Consider the following 18,388-nt stretch of genomic DNA (forward strand, 5'->3'; position numbering starts at 1 on the left):
ACGCGTTCACCGACCCGGATCAGCACGCCGATGAGCCTCACCCGACGCCAGTTCGCGACGGCCAGCGCGGCCGCGCTCGCCGCCCCCTTCTTGATCCCGGCCGCGGCATCCCGGAACGCCGCCGCCCAGGCACCGGGGCCGGCCATCGGCGAGGCCGCCCGGTCGTTTCCAAGGCTGCATTCGATCCTGGTCCAGCGCGGCGACGAGATGGTCTTCGCCGAGGCGTTGCGCGGACCGGGGCTCGACCGGACAGCGAACATCAAGTCCTGCTCGAAGAGCCTCGTGGCATTGCTGCTCGGCATCGCCATCGACCGCGGCGAGGTGCCGGGAGTCGACGCCCGGCTGGCCGAGGTGGCGCCGCGGCTCGTGCCCGACGACGCCGAGGCCGAGGTGGCACAGATCACCCTGCAGGACCTGGTGACCATGCGCGCCGGGCTGGGGGCCACCTCGGGACGGGAATACGGCGCCTGGGTCAATTCCCGCGACTGGGTCTCCTATGCCCTGCGCCGCCCCGTGGTGGGGGAGCCGGGTGGGCGGATGATCTATTCCACCGGCTCGAGCCACGTGCTCGGCGCCGCCCTCGCGGTGGCCGCCGGCGAAAGCCTGCTGGACCAGGCCCGGAACCGGCTGGGCGATCCGCTGGGGATAGAGATCCCCGCCTGGACCCGGGACCCGCAGGGCTACTACATGGGCGGCAACCAGATGGCGCTGACCCCGCGGGCGATGCTGCGCGTGGCCATGCTGATGCGCGACGGGGGCATGTTCGACGGCCGGCAGGTCGTCTCGCGCGCCTGGGTGGACGCCTCGGCCGAGCCACGTACCCGGTCGCCCTGGTCGGGGCTCGGCTACGGCTACGGCTGGTTCGTCTCCGACAGCGGGTACCTGATCGCGCGCGGCTATGGCGGTCAGGTGATCGCCGCCCATCGCGCGCGCAACCTGGCCGTCGCCATCACGTCCGATCCGGCTCAACCGGCCCGCTCGCAGGGCTATTTCGGCGACCTGATGGCGTTCCTCGACGGGCCGATCCTGGAGGCCTAGCACCGCGTCCCGGCCGCAGGGTGGGCATAGGATTCCCGGCATGTGCCAGGGGTTATTGACGAAATTTTAAGACTATTTTTTCCATTGTCCTGATCTCTGCTCGATACAGGACGAAAGCGATGTTTGCGTGGCTGCCACAGTTCATCAGTGGCCTTGGCCTCCTGGTCATGCTGTCGGTCTGCGTGGCCTATATCGAATCGCTGGCGGCCGCCGGCGTCCGGCGTGTCCTGCATAACGTCATCATCGGATCCCTGTTCGGGATCGTCATCGTGCTGGTCATGCTGAAGCCGATCGAGTTGCCGGTCGGTTCGACCTTCGACCCGCGCGCCGGCCCCGCCATTCTCGCCGCGGTCTTCGGCGGGCCGATCGGCGCGATCGTCGCCGCCGCCATTGGAGCTGCGGGCCGCTATTATCTGATCGGCGGACCGGTGGCGCTCGGCGGCGCGATCGGCTTCCTGATCTACGGCGCCTTCGGCCTGCTGGTCATGACGGTCCTGCGGCGCCGGGGGCTGCGACTCACGCCCGTCACCCTGGCCGTCATCGGCGCGCTCGGATCGGTCGCCGTGCTGCCTGCCTTCTTCGTCAGCGTCGACGCGGCGACGGCGATTCAGATCATCCGGAAGGCCGGCCTGATCTTCCTCGCGAACAACATCGCGGGAACCGTGATCATCGGGCTCGCCCTGGAGGCCTGCCGCAAATACGTGCAGCTTCGCGCCAACCTGATCAAACGGCAGCAGGAGGACGCGAAACTGTCCCTCGTCGCCAGGGAGACGACGAACTCGGTGATCATCACCGACGGGGACGGGCATATCGAATGGGTCAACGAAGGGTTCACGCGCGCCACCGGATACACGCTGGCGGAAGCCGCGGGCCTGAAACCGGGCGACCTGCTCCAGGGACCGGACACAAATCCCGAGACGGTCAGGCTGATGAGCGAAGCCCTTGCCCGCGGGGCCGGCTTCGACGTGGAGATTGTCAACTACCGCAAGGACGGCACCCCGTTCTGGGTGGAGATCAGCTGCCAGGCGATCCAGGAGCCCGGCCAGCCCAAGAAGTTCATCGCGATCGAAAACGACATCACATTGCGGAAGAAGGAGTCCGAGCGGGCCGAGAAGGCGGAGCAGATGCTTCTGATGGCCATCGACTCGATCGACGATGGTTTCGTGCTGTTCGACAGGGACGACCGGCTGATCCTCGCCAACCGCAAATACAAGAATTTCTTCCCGCGCGGTCACGACATCATAAAGCCAGGGGTCGATTTCGAGACGATCCTGCGGGCCTCGGCCGAGGACAACAGCTACGTCATCCCAGGCACGTCCGGTCGCACGCAGCCGGCATCGGGCGATGCCGCGTTCGAAGAGCACATCCAGAGCCGACTGGCCGCACACCGGGCCGGGGGCGAGATGAACCAGAAGCTCAGCGACGGGCGCTGGCTGAAGCTGCGGGAGCGGAGGACGCCGGAAGGCGGGGTCGTGGGCCTGCGGATCGACATCACCGAGCTGAAGGCCGCCCAGGAGGCCGCCGAGGCCGCCAACCTGACCAAGTCCGAATTCCTGGCCTCGATGAGCCACGAGATCCGAACGCCGATGACCGGGATCATGGGCATGGCAGACCTCCTCCTGGACGAGGATCTCAAGCCCGAGTGGGCGGCCAGGGTCCGGCGGATCAAGGGCGCCTCGGCCGGACTGCTGCGGATCCTGAACGACATCCTGGACCTCTCCAAACTGGACGCCGGAAAGATGCTGGTGGAGGAGATCGCCTTCGAGGTCCGGCCGCTGATCGATGACGTCCTGAGCCTCACGCAGCAGATCAGCCAGACCTCGAAGATCGAGCGGATCGCCATTTCCGCGCAGATCGACAAAGCCGTCCCCCGCACGGTCAGGGGCGACCCGGCGCGCCTGCGCCAGATTCTGATCAACCTGCTCGGCAACGCCATCAAGTTCACCGAGCACGGATCCGTCACCCTGCACTGCGGCGTCGGCCAGTCCGGAGACGGTCTGTCGTTCAAGGTGATCGACACCGGCATCGGCATAAAGCCCGAGGTGCTGCCCAACCTGTTCACCGCCTTCACCCAGGCCGACGCCTCGATCAGCCGGACCTATCAGGGCACAGGGCTGGGCCTCGCCATCTGCCAGCGGCTGGTCAACCTGATGAACGGGAGCATCGGCGTGGAGAGCCGGTTCGGCGAGGGAAGCACCTTCTCCGTCCACCTGCCGTTCCAGGCGCTCGCGGAGAATGGGGCCGAGGGGGAAGGCGCGACCGCCGGACCCGCTGCGCCGGTCAGCCGGCTCAAGGTCCTGGTGGTCGAGGATGTCGAGATCAACCGGATGATCGTCGAGGCGATGCTGGCGAAGAACGGCCATACCGCGGTTCTGGCGACGAACGGGGCCGAAGCCGTAGACGCGGTCGAGGCCGAGGACTTCGACGTCATCCTGATGGATCTCCGGATGCCGGTGATGTCGGGCATCGAAGCGACCCGGCGGATCCGGCAGATGCCCGGGAGCAAGGCGCAGATCCCCATCATCGCCCTGACGGCCGACGTGGTCGAGGGCAGCAGGGAAGCCTGCAAAGCGGTGGGAATCGGCGGATTCGTCCCGAAGCCCATCGAGGTGGACGCGCTGAACCAGGCGCTGCGGGACGCGGTCGCGGCGCGCAGGACCGATCCGGTGGGCTGACCGGCCGTGACGGCACACTGGCCATCGTGTCGGCGGCGGTGGTGAGCTGACTCACGCCAAACCGGACGGGCCCACGGGTCGTCCAGAAGACGTGCGAGCTGGCCGGTTTCATGTCGATCCAGATCATCGCCGTCTGCGCCTGTGCCGGCATCATCGTCGGCGTGTTCCTGCTGCCGGCAGGCGTCCAGGGCTGGTCCCTGGGCGGTCGGAATGTCCTTACCAAGAGGGAACGGAGAGGCCGTCCCTCTCCGGTAGCGCCTCAGATCGCGCGGAAGTCGGTGGAGCGGATACGGTCCGTCAGGTCGATCTCGTCTTCCAGCACGGTCTCGCTCATCAGCATGCCGCGGCGGATCAATTCGCGGATGGCGGCCGCGAGGCTGGGCATGCGATGACGATAGCGCCAGTCATCGATCGAATCCAATTCGTCCCTGTCCAGCATGATCTGCAGACGAACGGTCCGGAGGCCGGATTGGTCCGAGGCAGGCATCGTTGCATTTCTCCGAATACAGCCTCGTACCGACGCTTGGCCGAGCAGCCGTATCAACGCTACAGCGACGCCCGTTAGTCAATAGCGACAACGTGCTACAGCCTACGACGCAGGCGCTTTTCGCTACCGCCTGCTGTGAGTCACGCCTTCCACCGAACCCGATCCGCGACTAGGGTGAAATCCGCGTATTCGGGCGGGTGGCCGCCGCCCGGGTAAGTGGTTGCGAACGGACAGCGAGTCGGCATCGACGGCGATCCGGCAACCGCAGTTACCGGCCTTCGCCGCCCCCGCCCCGCACTCCGATCGATGTCTGCCCCATCAGGAGGTCTGCCCCATGAGACTGAGAGACCACCTCAGACAGCAAACCAGGCCCCTGCACCGGCGGACGGAACAGCTGCTGGACGGGCTGGATATCCGGACCCGGTCGGGCCTCGACCGCTTCCTCCTGGTGCACCATGCGGCCGTCATGCCGATCGAGCGCCGGCTTGCCGCCTCTACCATGGCGGAGCGCTGGCCGTTCCGGCTCACCGACCTGATCGCCCAGGACCTGGCGACGCGAAAACTGACGCCGACACAAGGGGTAATGGCGGCACAGTTCCAGCACGCGCATCCCCTCGGCCTATGCTATGTGCTCGGAGGTTCCAGGCTCGGCGCCCGTTTCCTGCTCAAACGCCTGAGCGGTGCGGAGCCGGCGCCGCGGTATCTGACCCGGGCACCGGACCACGCGATCTGGCCCTGGACACTGTCCCTTCTGAACTCTCCCGAGGCGGACGCGGCGCCCTGGGATGCCGTTGTGAATGCCGCCGAGACCGCCTTCGCCAGTTTCGCCGACGCCCTGACCCTGGTCGAGACATCCAAGGAGAGCATCGATGAGCTCGCTGTCTGAAACGCCGCCGGCCATCGACCCGTCAGAATGCGAGCGCGAGCCGATCCACCGGCCCGGCCGCGTTCAGTTCTTCGGCTTCCTGATCGCGGTGTCGCCCGACTGGACCATTACCCAGGTCTCGGCCAATACCGGAACCTATATCGGGCTCGAGCCCGAGGACCTTCTCGGCTCGGACCTGAACTCCGTGCTGAACCGTGAGGCGATCCACAACATCCGCACCCGCATGCAGATGCTGCAGGACGAGGACACCGTGGAGCGGCTGTTCCGCATCCGGATCCTCGACAACCTGAACCGGGAATTCGACATCGCGCTGCATGTGACCGGCCAGACCACGATCCTGGAGTTCGAGCCGAATTCGGACGTCCAGCAGGACTACACCGCCTATGTCCAGCCGATGATCAACCGGGTCTCGAAGCCCGAGACCGTCAAGGAGGCCTGCGTATCCGCGGCCAAGGCGGTCCGGGCGCTGACCGGGTTCGACCGGGTGATGGTCTACCGGTTCCACAACGACGATTCGGGCGAGGTGATCGCCGAGGTCTGCAACCCGGGCGCCGAGAGCTATCTCGGTCTGCGCTATCCGGCCTCCGACATTCCGTCCCAGGCCCGGCGGATGTACCTGCGCAGCACGCTGCGCATCGTCTCCGACATCCAGGCTCCGACCGCCGAGATCCTGCCGGAAAAGGACCCCTCGACCGGCGAGCCCCTCGACCTGTCGCTGTCCAGCCTGCGGGCGGTATCGCCGGTCCATCTGGAGTATCTGGCCAATATGGGGGTCCAGGCCTCCATGTCCGTCTCCATCGTCATGCGCGGCAAGCTGTGGGGACTGATCGCCTGTCACCACAACAGCCCGCGGGTGCTGAGCTTCCAGGCACGATCGGCCACCCAGATGTTCGGCCAGCTCTTCGCCCTGATCCTGGAGAAGAAGGACAACGAGATCAGCAGCCTCGACCGGGAACGCGCCCAGGCCCTGCACGACGGGTTGATGGCGCGCCTGGCCACCGGGTCCTCGATCGCCCGACAGTTCCAGGACCTGGCCGACATGATCTCCCAGGTGATCCCCTGCGACGGGATGATCGGCTGGACCGAGGGGGTGTACAACGCGGTCGGCGAGGTGCCGAGCCAGGAGGAACTGACCGACTTGCTGCCGTTCCTGTCCTCCATGGCGTCGGGCCGGATCTACGCCACCCACGATCTGGCCAGCGTGCTGCCCGAGGGCGTGTCCGCGCCCGCCTCCGTCGCCGGTCTGCTGGCGATCCCGGTGTCGCGCTCCACCCGCGATTTCATCGTGCTCGTGCGCCGGGAGATCAGCAAGACGATCGAGTGGGCGGGCGCCCCCGACAAGGCGGTGACGAAGCGCGACGGCGCGGAGCGGCTGAGCCCGCGCACCAGTTTCGCCGCCTGGCAGGAGGTCGTCCGCGGGCAGTCGGCGCTCTGGACCGACAGCGACATCCGAACGGCCGAATCCCTGCGTGTCACGCTGACCGAGGTGATCCTGAAGATGTCGGAGACGGCGCTGGCGGAGCGCACGGCCGCCAACGAGCGCCAGGAGATCCTGATCGCCGAGCTGAACCACCGGGTCCGCAACATCTTCAACGTGATCCGGGGCATCTGGTCCCAGAGCTCGGCATCCGGCGGCGGGACCGTCACCGGGCTGACCGAAACCGTCGGCGGCCGAATCCAGGCGCTCGCCCGCGCCTATGATCAGGTGACCGAGGTCGACTGGCGTCCGGCGTCCCTGTGGCGCCTGTGCGCCACCGAGCTCGCCGCCTATTCGGGTTCCGGCCGCGACCGGCTGGAGCTGCGGGGCCAGGATGCCCTGCTGCTGCCCAACGCGGTCTCCGCCACCTCGCTGGTGATGCACGAGCTCACCACCAACTCGATCAAGTACGGCTCGCTCAGCGCGCCCTCGGGCTGGATCACGGTGACCTCGACGGGAAACACGGATGGCGGCCTGACCATCGAGTGGCGGGAGCAGGGCGGGCCTCCGGTCTCGCCGCCGGAGCGCATCGGCTTCGGCACGACGATCATCGAGCAGTCGGTGCCTCACGAGCTTGGCGGAACGACGGCCGTGCGCTTCGTCGCCGACGGGTTGGAGGTGGATATCACCATCCCGGCCCGCTTCGTCGCCGGGATGGTCAATACGCCGCCCCCCTCGGTCGGCCAGTTCCGCGAGGCGCCGCCGCCGAAGCAGACGATCAGCGGCTCGGTTCTGCTGCTGGAGGACAACCTGATCATCGCCCTGGCCTCGGAGGACATGCTGCGCAATGTCGGCGCCGACCATGTCTGGATCTGCTCGACCGTGCCCCAGGCCCTGCGGGTTATCGAGACCAGCGATATCGATTTCGGCGTGCTCGACGTCAATCTGGGCGACACGAATGCGGGCGACGTGGCGCGGGAACTCAGCCGGCGCGGCGTCCCCTTCATGTTCGTCACCGGCTACGGCGAGCGGTCGCCGATGAAGCAGGCCTACCCTAACGCACCGGTCCTGCAGAAGCCGTTCGCCGAGGAACGGCTCGCCCTGGCCCTGGCCACCCTCAGCGGCCAGGGTTAGAGCGCGATGCGGCAATCGGAGAGTTCGACGGCGGACGACCCGTGTCAGCCTATGTCGCGCTCGGCCTCGGCATCGATCACGGAGCCGAGCCGGTCGCGGGCGGCGATCGTGTAGCCCAGGGCGGCGCGGATGGCCTCCGGCTTGAAGGGCTTGGCGACGATCACCGCCGGCTCGTCGTCCAGTCCGGTGAGCACCTCGTCGGGATACGCGGTGACGTAGATGGTGGCGAACTCGCCGTCGGCCCGCAGCTTCTCGATGGCCTGCAGCCCGGTATCGCCGCCTTCGAGCATCTGGTCGGAGACGATGATCTCCGGCCAGTTCCGGCGGCAGACCTTTATGGCGTCCGCCTCGTTGGCGACGATGCCGATCACCGACAGCCCGGTCTCGCCGATGATGTCGGAGAGGTCCTGGGCGATCAGGCCGTGGTCCTCGAGTATCAGAACCGGCAGCGGCGGCAGGTTCCGGGTCAGCTTCCGGCCTTCCTCCAGCTCGACCGCCCCCTGCTCCGGGGTCAGTTCCAGCAGCTTGGCGCCTTCCTCGACCGTGAAGCCGACGAAGTCGCACAACAGCAGCATCTGCTCGCAGACCGGCGGCAGGTTCGGAACGAAGGTGCGCAGCCGGTCGTCGGTGAACGGCAGCGGGTCGCCCTTCGTCTCGCCGTCGCCCTCGGTGGCGTTCTGGAACGCCCACTCGCGGAAGAAATCCTTGAAGACCTGGAATTTCGCGGAGGCCGTGGCCGTCCCGCTGAGAACCTCGTCGGTTTCGGCGCTGGCATAGGTCAGCCGCAGCCACTCTTCCGCCCAGACCGTATCGACGTTCAAAGCGCGCAGGAACCGGCGAAGCGGGCGCACACTCTGATGATTAAGCCATTTTCGCATAGACACTTTACCTGAGTCGCGCAAAGCCGCGCGGAATCCACATCCCAACAAAGAAGACCAATTTAACGCCGATTCGGCAATGCGGTTCTCCAATTTCTACCGGGTGCGGGTCGAAGTTTCGTTGAGTATGCAAGAGTTGAGCGGCAAATTACCCAGCAATATCCCGCTATACTAGAGCTCCTTGACGGTCCTTAACCAAACTACGCGGCCTCCGGCGCGGTCCTGCGGCACCCTTCAGGCGGCCTGCTCGATGGCGCCGGTGATCAGACCGGTGACCTCTTCGGGCGAGGACTGAGAGGCCGGCTTGTCGGTCACCAGTGTGCCGCGCCGCAGAACGGCGATGCGGTCCGCCACGGCGAAGACATCGGGCATGCGGTGGCTGATCAGCACCACCGCGATCCCCTGGTCGCGCAGGCGCCGAATGAGGTCGAGTACCTCGGCCACCTGGCGCACACTGATCGCCGCGGTCGGTTCGTCCATCAGCACGATCTTCGGATCGGACAGCCGGGTGCGGGCGATCGCCACCGCCTGGCGCTGGCCGCCCGACATGCGCCGCACCAGATCGTAAGGTCGGGTCTCGGATTTCAGTTCCTCGAACAGCACCCCGGCCCGGGCATACATCGCCCGGTTGTCGAGCACCCGGAACGGCCCGAAACCGCGCATCATCTCGCGTCCAAGGAACACGTTCGCCGCCGCGGTCAGGTTGTTGCACAGCGCCAGGTCCTGATAGACCACCTCCACCCCGGCATCGCGGGCCTCGCGGGGATTGTGGAACTCCGCCGGCGTCCCGCCCACCAGCACCTGCCCGGCGCTGGGACGGAAATTGCCGGAGATGATCTTCACCAGCGTCGATTTGCCCGCGCCGTTGTCGCCCATCAGGCCGACGATCTGCCCCGGCTCGACCGCAAGGGAAATGTCCGACAGTGCCTGGATGGCGCCGAACCGCTTGGAGACACCGCGCAACTCGAGAACCGACATGAAACCTCCCGCCGCGGCCCTGTTGATCGGGCCCTCGATATTTTTTCATATCATCAACTTATTTTAGAGGAACAACGCCGGGCCGGCCACAGAAACTCACCGCATCGGCTTGACCACCCCCGATTTCAGCCGAATAATTTCACTGAAGAAGCAAAAACGATCCGCGCCGCCGGCCGGTGCCGGTGGGTCGATCCGAGGAAGCGGCTGGGCTATTCGTCTTGGAGAAAGATAACAGTCGGACACGCATCCTGCGCCTGCTGCGCCGCCATGGCGCCATGCCGCGCGTGGAGCTGGTGCGCCGTACGGGTCTGAGCGCTGCGGCGGTCTCGACCATCACCTCCGACCTGATCGGCAACGGCGTGCTGGTCGAGGCGGCCGAAGAACCGGCGCCCGGCAGCGCGCGGGGCCGTCCGCCGGTCAATCTGGCCTTCAAGCCCGACTTTGGTCGGGTCGCCGCCGCCTCGATCCGCATGGACGTGATCGACGCGGTGATCGCGGATTTCCAGGGCAATATCCTGGCCCGGGAGCTGGTCCCCTGCACCACCCGCGACCTGAAGGGCGACGAGGCGGCCCATGCCTGCGGCGACGCCATCGAGAGGGTCATGGCCACCCTGCCGGGTCCCGGGCCGAGTACGCTGGGCATCGCGTTCCAGGGCATCGTCGATCCGGTCGCCGGCCGCCAGGTCTGGAGCCCGATCCTGGCGATCCGCGACACCGACGTGGTGACCCCGCTGACCGACCGCTTCCGGGTCCCGGTGGTGATCGAGAACGATGCCGCCGCCACCGCGCTCGCAGTCACCTCGCGCGACGGCCGGCTGCAGGAAGGGCTCGTGGCGGTGCTGATGATCGGCCACGGCGTCGGCATGGGCCTGTTGAGCCATGGCGGCCCCTTCCCCGGCACCCACGGCTTCTCCTCGGAGATCGGCCATGTGCGGCGGCAGCCGTCGGGCGCCCAGTGCCGCTGTGGGCAACGCGGCTGCATCGAGGCCTATCTTGCAGATTACGCCCTGTATCGCGACGCCCGCTCGATTGCCAACCTGCCCATCGCCAACCACCAGCAGCCGAGCGAGGAGCAGATGACGGTCCTGGTCCGCCGCGCCGAGGAGGGCGACGGGGGCTTGCAGCGGCTGTTCGACGAGGCCGGGTCCAGCCTGTCCGACGCGGTGCGCACGGTGGCCTCGGTCCTCGCACCCCACCGGATCGCCATCGCCGGGTCCGGGATGCGGGGCTATCACCTGATGAAAGCGAGCTTCGAGGCGGGATTGCGGGATTCCCTGAACCCGTCCTACGACCCGCTGTCGCGGATCGTCATCGCCGAGGGCGGCGTGGACCTGATCGTGGAGGGCATGGTGCAACTCGCCCTCCAGCGCCTCGACGCGGAACTCGCCACCGGCGTGCCTGTGCGGGAGGCGGGATAGGCCGCCTCGCCCGACGTTCTTCGGCCCTGTGTGGAGGCTCACCCGTCCGCGTGACAGGACGGAAGATCGCGCGAACCCGGTCGTCGCCCCGGCACTAGGCCGGGGAGTCTGGATATAGGGGAGTCTGGATATATAAGAGGCGGACGCTGTGGAGCGCCTTACGTCCGCACATCGGGTTCGGTGCGGCCCAGGCGGTCTCTGATACCGGCAAGCGTTTCCACCGCGGCAATCACCTGAGACAGCGCCGCCTGCGGGTCCTCGCCCTGCCCGGCCGGATCCGGCTCGAAGCGCTCCAGATAGACCCGCAGCGTCGCGCCGACCGTACCCGTCCCGGACAGGCGCAGAACCGCGCGGGCTGCATCGCCGAAGACGATTCGAATGCCCTGCTTCGACGCGGTCGATCCGTCCACCGGATCGGTATAGGCGAAGTCGTCCGCCTCGGTGACGGTCAGACCCTCGACCGTCTGTCCCGGCAGGTCGGCCAGGGCCGCGCGCAGGTCGTCCATCAGCGCCTCGGCCGCAGCCTTGTCCACTTCCTCGTAGTCATGGCGCGAGTAATAGTCGCGGCCGTAGGTCGCCCAGTGCTCCGCCATGACCTCGGCGACCGACATCTTCTTCGCCGCCAGCACGTTCAGCCACAGCAGCACGGCCCACAGCCCGTCCTTCTCGCGCACATGGCTGGAGCCGGTGCCGGCACTCTCCTCGCCGCAGATCGTCACCCGGCCGGCATCCAGCAGCGTGCCGAAGAACTTCCAGCCGGTCGGCGTGGCGAAGGCCTCCACGCCCAGCTTCTCGGCGACCCGGTCGGCGGCGCGCGAGGTCGGCATCGACCGGGCGACCCCCGCGATACCCTCGGCGTAGCCCGGCGCCAGATGGGCGTTGGCGGCCAGCACCGCGAGACTGTCGGACGGTGTCACATAGGTGTTGCGCCCGACGATCATGTTGCGGTCGCCGTCGCCGTCCGAGGCGGCGCCGAAGTCCGGGGCGTCGGCGGAGAACATCTCCGCCATCAGCGCGGCGGCATAGACCGGGTTCGGGTCCGGATGGCCGCCGCCGAAATCCGGCAGGGGCGTGCCGTTGATCACCGTCCCCGACGGCGCGCCGAGTTCGTTCTCCAGAATGGACGTGGCATACGGGCCGGTGACGGCGTGCATGGCGTCGAACCGCATGCGGAAGCCGGAGGCGAACAGCGCGCGGATGGCGTCGAAATCGAACAGCGCGCGCATCAGCTCGGCATAGATCGCCACCGGGTCGATGACCTCCACGGCCATGCCGCCGAGGTCGGTCTCGCCGTCCCGGGTCAAGTCGATATCGGCGGCGTCAAGGATGCGGTACTCGGTGATCTCGGCCGTGCGGGCATGGATCGCGCCGGTGATGCTTTCCGGCGCGGGACCGCCGGCGGGAATGTTGTACTTGATGCCGAAATCGCCGGTCTCGCCGCCGGGGTTGTGGCTGGCCGACAGGATCAGGCCGCCATCGGTCTTGCGGTGGCGGATCACCGCCGAGGCCGCCGGGGTCGACAGCAGCCCGTCGCGGCCGACCACCACCCGGGCGGCGCCATTCGCCGCCGCCATCTTCAGGATGGTCTGAATCGCCTGGCTGTTGAAGAAGCGGCCGTCGCCGCCGAGGGTCAGCGTCATGCCCGTCAGCGGGCCGACCGTGTCGAACACCGACTGGACGAAGTTCTCCAGGTAGTTCGGCTGCATGAAGACGGTGGTCTTGGCCCGCAACCCGGATGTGCCCGGCTTCTGTCCGTCAAAGGGCTTGGTTGCGATCGTCTTCACGGTCATCAGGGTCTCCGTCGCTTTCCGGTATCGCCGGTCGGTGCCACACGCGAAGCCACAGAATGTCACAACCCGGCTTCGAAACCGACCGCCGCGGGCGCATTCTTATTCCCCGGCAGGCGGCCGGTCCGCGGCGCCGGCCGGGGACGCGATCAGTGGGATTGCGGGGCCGCGTCGTCCCAGGCGGACAGTCTGCTCTCGATGAATTCGACGACCTGCTCCTGGGCGCCGCGGCTGTCGGCGTCGATGGTGATGGGCGCGCCGACCGCGAAGCGGACGGGACGTTTGGGAACGATCCAGCCGATATCCTGCAGCCAGCGTCCCTCGCTCCAGGCCGATGTCTGCAGGGCGATCGGCACGATGGGCACGCCGGCGGCACGGGCCAGCCGCACCCCGATCGTGTTGAAGCCCTTGCGGTCGAAAGCCACCGTGCGATGCGCCTGGGGAAAGACGATGACCGACATGCCCGCGGCCAGACGCTTGCCGCCCTCGCTCAGCACCTGGCGCAGATCCGCTCTGGGATCGACCCGGTCGACCACAATGGGATCGAAACCCTTCAAGACCGGACCGAAGACCGGATAGCGTAAGAGGCTGGATTTCACCACGAATGTGCAGGGGGCGACCGAACTCAGGATCGAGGGAAGGATTTGGGTCTCCAGCGCGCTCATGTGGTTCGCGGCGAAGACATAGGGCCCGCCGCTCGTGTCCATGTTCTCAAGGCCGGAGATCTCGAACCGCACGCCCACCGCTTCCAGCGATCTGCGCAGCGCGTGGCTGCCCTGAACCAGTCGGGCATTGGTCAGCCGGCCCCGCCGCGCCTGATAGGCGGCCGATCCGATATGGGCGGCGGCTTGGGCGTAGAACAGCACCGACGGAAAGAACACGCGAAACACGGCATTCCCCTATTAATGGGCAGAGAAACGATAACGTCGCCGAACCGGTAGCGACCAGCGTTTCTCACCTCTGCGCTCAACCGCGCGGGTCTTCAGGTCACGCCCGCCGAGATACAGCAGGAATGAGGCAGGAATCATGGCGACTTGGACGGTCTGATACAGGCCGCCGGCGGCGGCGTCGACAGCGAAGGCGATCACCAGGCCGCCGGGCGTGGCCACGCGTATCGGCTAGCGCCCCCAGCGGGCCTTGCTGCCCCGGCCATCGGAGTGCACGAACGGGCCGTGAACCGCGTTGGCCGAATAGGACCCGAGCCCGCCCGGCGCGACGTCCCGGCGCTTGGCGAACAGGCGTTCGGCGATGTCGTAGAGGAAGTCTGCATCCGCCTTGGTGATCCGCCCGTCGCCGTTCAGATCGTCCATCACCCCGTCGCGCGGATCCACATCGACATAGATGTCCGAAGCATCCCCGTACATGTGCCGGGACAACCGCGCCGAGCCGATGGCGGCGTTGTAGTAGGGCGTGCGGAACCCGCTCATCACGAAGAACGCGGGCGCGTCGGTAAGCTCCTTGTCGCGCAAGTGGGCCAGCAGGACCTCCAGGCGATGGATGTTGGCGCCGGTCACCAGCAGGAACTTCGGGAAGTATCCGGGCTGCTGCTTGCAGATGAACTGGCCGATCTTGAAGTTCGGCGAGATCGGCAGGTCCAGATCGTCCGGTCCCAACCGGATGAACCCCGCCGGAGCGTTCCGCGGATAGCGTCCGATCCGGTAGCCTTCCAGATAGCCGCGGGAATCGATGCTGCGGGCCGGTTTCAGCACGAACAGCGTGACCGTCTGGACAAGATCGCCTGCGCCGTCGACAACCCGCAGCCGGTGATGTCCCGGGGCTTCGGGCGCCACCCAGTGCCCGGTGACCGGCGCGTCGTCGATCGTCGCCTTATGGCCCTTCGGGATGTCCAGCCGGACGGCCTTTCCCGGCATCACCAGACGGTGCCAGACGGGATGCGGCGGCGCGTCGCCGTTCAGGCGTACGCCGCGGCTCTCCGCGAAGGCCAACGGGGCGGCGACCAGGATCAGGCCGCACAGCATCGCCGTCCATAGACTACTCCAGGCAAATCGCATCAATCAGCCGGCGTCGTTCCCATGCTGTCGAGCGCGACGCTGGCCGTGGTCTGCACGTCCGGCGGGCCATGACGCTCGACGAAATGAATCTCGTCGTCGCGCTTGTAAATGTCCCTCCAGAAATTCGGAACCCCCTCTTCGTCGACCGTCACGGTGATGTAGGTGAGGTGGACCGGAATCGGGGCCCCGAAGCGGATATGCCGGTTCTCGCCGGACGCCACCGCTTCGCGGATCTGCGCGGCGCTGGCCGAGGTGTCGTGGGAGGCGAGCCAGTTGGCCATCGCCACCGGCTTCTCCAGGCGGATGCAGCCGGAACTGAAGGCGCGGTTGGCCCGCTTGAACAGGGAGACGCCGGGGGTGCCGTGCAGGTAGACCGAGTGGCGGTTGGGGAAGATGATCTTCAACTCGCCCAGGGCATTCATGGCACCCGGGTCCTGAACCAGCCGATAACGGGTCGCCGCGGTCGGATCACCCCAGTCGACCGCCGACGCCCGGACCCGCAGGCCGGTGCTGCGCTCATAGACTGCGAAACCCTTGCGGTCGGCATAGGTGCTGTCCTCGACCAGCTTCGGCAGCTTGTCCCGGCGCGCGATACTGACCGGCACGTACCATTTCGGATTGGCCACCGTGTACTCGATCTCGTCGGAGAAGATCGGCGTCTCGCGGGACGGCTGGCCGACGATCGTCTTCATCTGGATCTCCCGGCGGCCGGCCTTCCAGCCTTCCACCGTGAAGGACGGAATGTTCGCCCAGACATACCGGTCGCCGAGCGCGCCCTGACGACGCCACTGCTCCATCGCCCGCACGATCCGCTGGATCTTGGAATCCACACTTTCGTTCAGGGCCGCCAGGGTCATCGGGCCGAGCACGCCGTCGGGTTCCAGGCCGTGGCGGGACTGAAATTCCTTCAGGACCGCGACCAGCGGCGCGTCCAGCAGGGTCGGATCGGTGAGCTGGCCGGCGGACTGATCATCGACGGTCGATGGCGGGCCCAAGGAGACTTCGACCAGGGGTTCGGTCCCGGACGTCGGTGTGGAGATCGGCGCGCGCTGCGGACCCTCCGTGCCCCAATCGATGGCGTAGCCCTCCGCCCGCAGCCGGGCCCGCAGCGCCGGGATGCGCTCGTCGCGGTCGCCCTCGCGCACCAGGTCGCCCCGCGGAATGGCATACCAGCCGCCCCGGGCGCGGATGTCCCGGTATTCGAGCAGCGCCCGCTTCAGCCCGTCGTACTGGGCGTTATCGATCTCGAACGGCTCCAGAGTGCCGATGGCGTCGCCATCGCCCGCCCGGCGCAGGGCGGTCGTCAGAAGCGAGCGCGACGGCCGGCTCGACAGGGACGCGACCGCCGCCCCCTCGTCCTCCAGTCCGCCGCTGACCGCCGCGGCGATCCGAAGCCAGGCTGCGGTGAGCTGCAGGTCCGCCTGCGCACGGTCGGCGGCCGCAGCTGCGTCGAAGCGCGTCTCGACCACCTGCTGCACCGTGTGGCCGACGACCTGCTCCACCTGCAGACCGTAGTCGAACAGACGATTGCCGAGGGTGACCAGAGAGGCGGCGCCCTCCCGCGACCAGATCGGCTGGAAAAGGTCCTGGGCATAGGCCATACGGGCGGCCTGGACCGTGCTGGCGCCAAGGTCGTCGCCGAGATCGGCCGCCAGAGCATCCTGCATCACCAGGCGTTCGATATCGCCCGTGAGGTCGCCCCGGACGGGATCTCCCAGCATGTCGGCGGCCGGCACAGCCGACACGTCCTCCGCGGAGGGCACCGCGATCGAGGCCGGAACCGCATGCTGCGCGACCGCCGGAGACAGGCCTATGAGAAGCGAAGACCCGGCGACAAATCCGGCCAAGAGGGATCTGGAATAGAACATTCGTCGATTCTCCGTTGGCGTCGCCGCCCGCTCCGGGCGGTCCATCCGTTCCCGACACGCGACAATCAAATCTGCCTGGGTAACGGAGCCGAACGGGCGCTGGTTCCGGAGACAGTGAGTCTTTCTCTGAGCCTTTCCGGCTTTGCGCCTATCTGGCGGCGGCCGGATGCATCAGCGCTCGGAACGCCACACGCCCCGCTCTCCGGCAAGTCCCTATCGGTATAGAGGTCGGGGCGCGAAAGCCGGCACTTCCGGCCGTCGCTTGGCTGCTTCGAAATTATTTGCGGGAACCGACCCGGGTCCGACCCGTTATCCCAGCGAACACACGAGGTCTTGCTGAAGACACTGCGAATGGAGGTTAGTCATGAAGAACATCGTTTGGGCCAGTCTGCTTGCTGGTTTTCTCTCCCTCGGTCTCTCGGCCTGCTACGACCAGGACGGCCCGATGGAGCAGGTGGGCGAGGCCGCCGATGAGGCGGTGAACGATACCCAGCGCGCCATCAAGGACGCCGCCGACTAAGCCGCATCCCCATCCCCGATCCGACTCCCGATCAGCCGCCCTGTCCCCGCAGGGCGGCTGTCGCTTTTTGTGAGGGTGCTCTTTGAGCCAGGGGGATTACGGGAACCTCAGCGCACGATGTGCGTTTCGTACTCAGAATGTAACAGCGAGGAGATTGAGCCATGCGTAAGCTTGCTACCGCTGCCCTGGTGACCGTCGGCCTAACGCTGGGCGCCTGCTCGGGCATGAACAGTACCCAGCAGAGTACCCTGTCCGGTGGCGCCATCGGCGCCGGCGTCGGCGCGGCCGGCGCCGCGGTGACGGGCGGTTGCGTTGCCTGCGGCGCTGCGATCGGCGGTGCCGTCGGCGCCGGCACCGGCTACATCATCGACGAGTCCAAGAAGGACTGATCGAAGCGGCACAGGCCGGGTCCGCGGCGGGACGCCGCGACCAGGACCCGCGACACCGTAAGCGGTGCCGGAATGGCTCAGGGGGAAGGAACCGCGGTTCCTTCCCCCTATTTCGTTCTCTCATCCGGAAAATGCAGGTAGTCGTCCGAGAACTCGCAGATCTCCCGCAGGCGGTCGAGATCGAGCAGACGCACCGAATTGCGCTCCATGGCAATGAGGCCGCTGCGCACCAGGTCGCGCAGCACACGGTTGGTGTGGATCATGCTGATGCCCAGGGAGTCGGCGAGATCCTCCTGGGTCAGCGGCATCTGGAACTGCTCGCCGCTGCGCACCAGGTCGACCACCTGCAACCGGCGATGAATCTCGCAGAGCAGATGCGCGGCCCGCTGGCGCGCGCTGCGCCGGCCCAGCGACACCAGCCGCTCGGAGACCACCCCCTCCTCCTGCGCCGCCGTCCAGGCCAGGGCGACGGCGAGCTGCGGCTGGTTGTTCAGCAGGTCGGAGAACGGCCGGATCGGGATGGAGAAGGCGTCCAGGGAGGTATGCGCCTGGACATAGACCTCCGCCTTGTCGAACAACGCGGCGTTGAAACAGAGGATATCGCCCGGAACGGCGAAATTGATGATCTGGCGCGCCCCGTTGCTGGTCAGCTTGGAGCGTGTCGCCCACCCGTCGACGATGAGATAGACGGACCGGAAATCGTGGCCCGGCTGAACGATATAGTCGCCTTTGGCGAACCGGACCTTGTCCGTGCAGACCACCGAGAAGGCGGACTTCATCACCTCGGTGACCGCGATCATGCCCGACAATTTGCGGAACAGGTATTCGGTCATGATATTCAATTGCTTGCCCGCCTTGTCGGTGACCATGCCATCGCGTCCTATGGAATAAAGCCCTTCCG

Annotated in this window: 16 protein-coding genes; 7 read left to right on the top strand and 9 right to left on the bottom strand. The window is 67.0% G+C overall.

Annotated features, from left to right (window positions below; genetic code table 11):
* Nucleotides 1-30 precede the first annotated feature (30 nt).
* Together G578_RS0102160 and G578_RS28075 are read left to right on the top strand one after the other, a co-directional pair.
* Nucleotides 31-1,038: a serine hydrolase domain-containing protein gene (locus G578_RS0102160; protein WP_028792852.1), complete on the top strand. Its 1,008-nt coding sequence runs from the start codon at nucleotides 31-33 to the stop codon at nucleotides 1,036-1,038.
* A gap of 119 nt (nucleotides 1,039-1,157) precedes the next feature.
* On the top strand, nucleotides 1,158-3,713 hold the full coding sequence (locus tag G578_RS28075; RefSeq protein WP_051243626.1) for an ATP-binding protein: 2,556 nt from the start codon (nucleotides 1,158-1,160) through the stop codon (nucleotides 3,711-3,713).
* A 259-nt stretch (nucleotides 3,714-3,972) separates the two neighbouring features.
* Here G578_RS28075 and G578_RS0102170 read toward each other — a convergent pair whose 3' ends face one another.
* On the bottom strand, nucleotides 3,973-4,134 hold the full coding sequence (locus G578_RS0102170; RefSeq protein ID WP_245565539.1) for a hypothetical protein: 162 nt from the start codon (nucleotides 4,132-4,134) through the stop codon (nucleotides 3,973-3,975).
* A gap of 400 nt (nucleotides 4,135-4,534) precedes the next feature.
* Here G578_RS0102170 and G578_RS28080 point away from each other — a divergent pair, with 400 nt between their 5' ends.
* A complete protein-coding gene (locus G578_RS28080) occupies nucleotides 4,535-5,086 on the top strand; it encodes a biliverdin-producing heme oxygenase (protein ID WP_051243629.1) in 552 nt (183 codons plus the stop codon).
* Nucleotides 5,070-7,637, top strand: coding sequence for an HWE histidine kinase domain-containing protein (locus tag G578_RS0102180; RefSeq protein WP_028792854.1), 2,568 nt, complete (start codon nucleotides 5,070-5,072; stop codon nucleotides 7,635-7,637). Before G578_RS28080 ends, G578_RS0102180 begins: the two co-directional genes overlap by 17 nt.
* 44 nt (nucleotides 7,638-7,681) lie before the next feature.
* Here the strand turns inward: G578_RS0102180 and G578_RS0102185 are convergent, their stop codons facing one another.
* Nucleotides 7,682-8,488, bottom strand: coding sequence for a response regulator (locus G578_RS0102185; protein ID WP_028792855.1), 807 nt, complete (start codon nucleotides 8,486-8,488; stop codon nucleotides 7,682-7,684).
* Nucleotides 8,489-8,749: 261 nt separating this feature from the next.
* Nucleotides 8,750-9,493 carry an ATP-binding cassette domain-containing protein gene (locus tag G578_RS0102190; RefSeq protein ID WP_028792856.1) on the bottom strand — a complete coding sequence of 248 codons (744 nt, stop codon included), beginning with the start codon at nucleotides 9,491-9,493 and terminating at the stop codon, nucleotides 8,750-8,752.
* A 218-nt stretch (nucleotides 9,494-9,711) separates the two neighbouring features.
* Here G578_RS0102190 and G578_RS24315 point away from each other — a divergent pair, with 218 nt between their 5' ends.
* The gene (locus tag G578_RS24315; RefSeq protein ID WP_051243632.1) at nucleotides 9,712-10,911 is read left to right on the top strand and encodes an ROK family protein; all 1,200 of its coding nucleotides are present in this window, start codon (nucleotides 9,712-9,714) and stop codon (nucleotides 10,909-10,911) included.
* Between the two features lie 158 nt (nucleotides 10,912-11,069).
* Here G578_RS24315 and G578_RS0102200 read toward each other — a convergent pair whose 3' ends face one another.
* The 5 genes from G578_RS0102200 to G578_RS28085 form a co-directional block, all read right to left on the bottom strand.
* Complete coding sequence (locus tag G578_RS0102200) at nucleotides 11,070-12,701, bottom strand: alpha-D-glucose phosphate-specific phosphoglucomutase (RefSeq protein WP_028792857.1); 1,632 nt, start codon at nucleotides 12,699-12,701, stop codon at nucleotides 11,070-11,072.
* A 146-nt stretch (nucleotides 12,702-12,847) separates the two neighbouring features.
* Nucleotides 12,848-13,588, bottom strand: coding sequence for a lysophospholipid acyltransferase family protein (locus G578_RS24320; protein ID WP_156907173.1), 741 nt, complete (start codon nucleotides 13,586-13,588; stop codon nucleotides 12,848-12,850).
* A gap of 12 nt (nucleotides 13,589-13,600) precedes the next feature.
* Complete coding sequence (locus G578_RS29340; RefSeq protein ID WP_156907174.1) at nucleotides 13,601-13,807, bottom strand: hypothetical protein; 207 nt, start codon at nucleotides 13,805-13,807, stop codon at nucleotides 13,601-13,603.
* 9 nt (nucleotides 13,808-13,816) lie between these two features.
* Nucleotides 13,817-14,710 (bottom strand): D-Ala-D-Ala carboxypeptidase family metallohydrolase, encoded by an 894-nt coding sequence (locus G578_RS0102210; RefSeq protein WP_038013068.1) that lies wholly within the window; start codon nucleotides 14,708-14,710, stop codon nucleotides 13,817-13,819.
* Nucleotides 14,710-16,455 carry a L,D-transpeptidase family protein gene (locus G578_RS28085; RefSeq protein ID WP_169400805.1) on the bottom strand — a complete coding sequence of 582 codons (1,746 nt, stop codon included), beginning with the start codon at nucleotides 16,453-16,455 and terminating at the stop codon, nucleotides 14,710-14,712. Before G578_RS28085 ends, G578_RS0102210 begins: the two co-directional genes overlap by 1 nt.
* 487 nt (nucleotides 16,456-16,942) lie before the next feature.
* Here G578_RS28085 and G578_RS29815 point away from each other — a divergent pair, with 487 nt between their 5' ends.
* Complete coding sequence (locus G578_RS29815) at nucleotides 16,943-17,098, top strand: hypothetical protein (RefSeq protein WP_169400806.1); 156 nt, start codon at nucleotides 16,943-16,945, stop codon at nucleotides 17,096-17,098.
* Between the two features lie 161 nt (nucleotides 17,099-17,259).
* Complete coding sequence (locus G578_RS0102225) at nucleotides 17,260-17,487, top strand: hypothetical protein (RefSeq protein ID WP_028792859.1); 228 nt, start codon at nucleotides 17,260-17,262, stop codon at nucleotides 17,485-17,487.
* Between the two features lie 107 nt (nucleotides 17,488-17,594).
* Here G578_RS0102225 and G578_RS0102230 read toward each other — a convergent pair whose 3' ends face one another.
* Complete coding sequence (locus G578_RS0102230) at nucleotides 17,595-18,356, bottom strand: Crp/Fnr family transcriptional regulator (protein WP_028792860.1); 762 nt, start codon at nucleotides 18,354-18,356, stop codon at nucleotides 17,595-17,597.
* Nucleotides 18,357-18,388 lie beyond the last annotated feature (32 nt).

This window comes from Thalassobaculum salexigens DSM 19539, assembly GCF_000423805.1.
Lineage (GTDB): Bacteria > Pseudomonadota > Alphaproteobacteria > Thalassobaculales > Thalassobaculaceae > Thalassobaculum > Thalassobaculum litoreum.

What these genes read in the sequence shown, in the direction of transcription:
- G578_RS0102230 (WP_028792860.1), bottom strand. Translation starts at nt 18,356, where the DNA reads ATGGTCACCGACAAGGCGGGCAAGCAATTGAATATCATGACCGAATAC.
- G578_RS0102225 (WP_028792859.1), top strand. Translation starts at nt 17,260, where the DNA reads ATGCGTAAGCTTGCTACCGCTGCCCTGGTGACCGTCGGCCTAACGCTG.
- G578_RS29815 (WP_169400806.1), top strand. Translation starts at nt 16,943, where the DNA reads ATGAAGAACATCGTTTGGGCCAGTCTGCTTGCTGGTTTTCTCTCCCTC.
- G578_RS0102190 (WP_028792856.1), bottom strand. Translation starts at nt 9,493, where the DNA reads ATGTCGGTTCTCGAGTTGCGCGGTGTCTCCAAGCGGTTCGGCGCCATC.
- G578_RS0102160 (WP_028792852.1), top strand. Translation starts at nt 31, where the DNA reads ATGAGCCTCACCCGACGCCAGTTCGCGACGGCCAGCGCGGCCGCGCTC.
- G578_RS0102200 (WP_028792857.1), bottom strand. Translation starts at nt 12,701, where the DNA reads ATGACCGTGAAGACGATCGCAACCAAGCCCTTTGACGGACAGAAGCCG.
- G578_RS28075 (WP_051243626.1), top strand. Translation starts at nt 1,158, where the DNA reads ATGTTTGCGTGGCTGCCACAGTTCATCAGTGGCCTTGGCCTCCTGGTC.
- G578_RS0102180 (WP_028792854.1), top strand. Translation starts at nt 5,070, where the DNA reads ATGAGCTCGCTGTCTGAAACGCCGCCGGCCATCGACCCGTCAGAATGC.
- G578_RS28080 (WP_051243629.1), top strand. Translation starts at nt 4,535, where the DNA reads ATGAGACTGAGAGACCACCTCAGACAGCAAACCAGGCCCCTGCACCGG.
- G578_RS0102210 (WP_038013068.1), bottom strand. Translation starts at nt 14,710, where the DNA reads ATGCGATTTGCCTGGAGTAGTCTATGGACGGCGATGCTGTGCGGCCTG.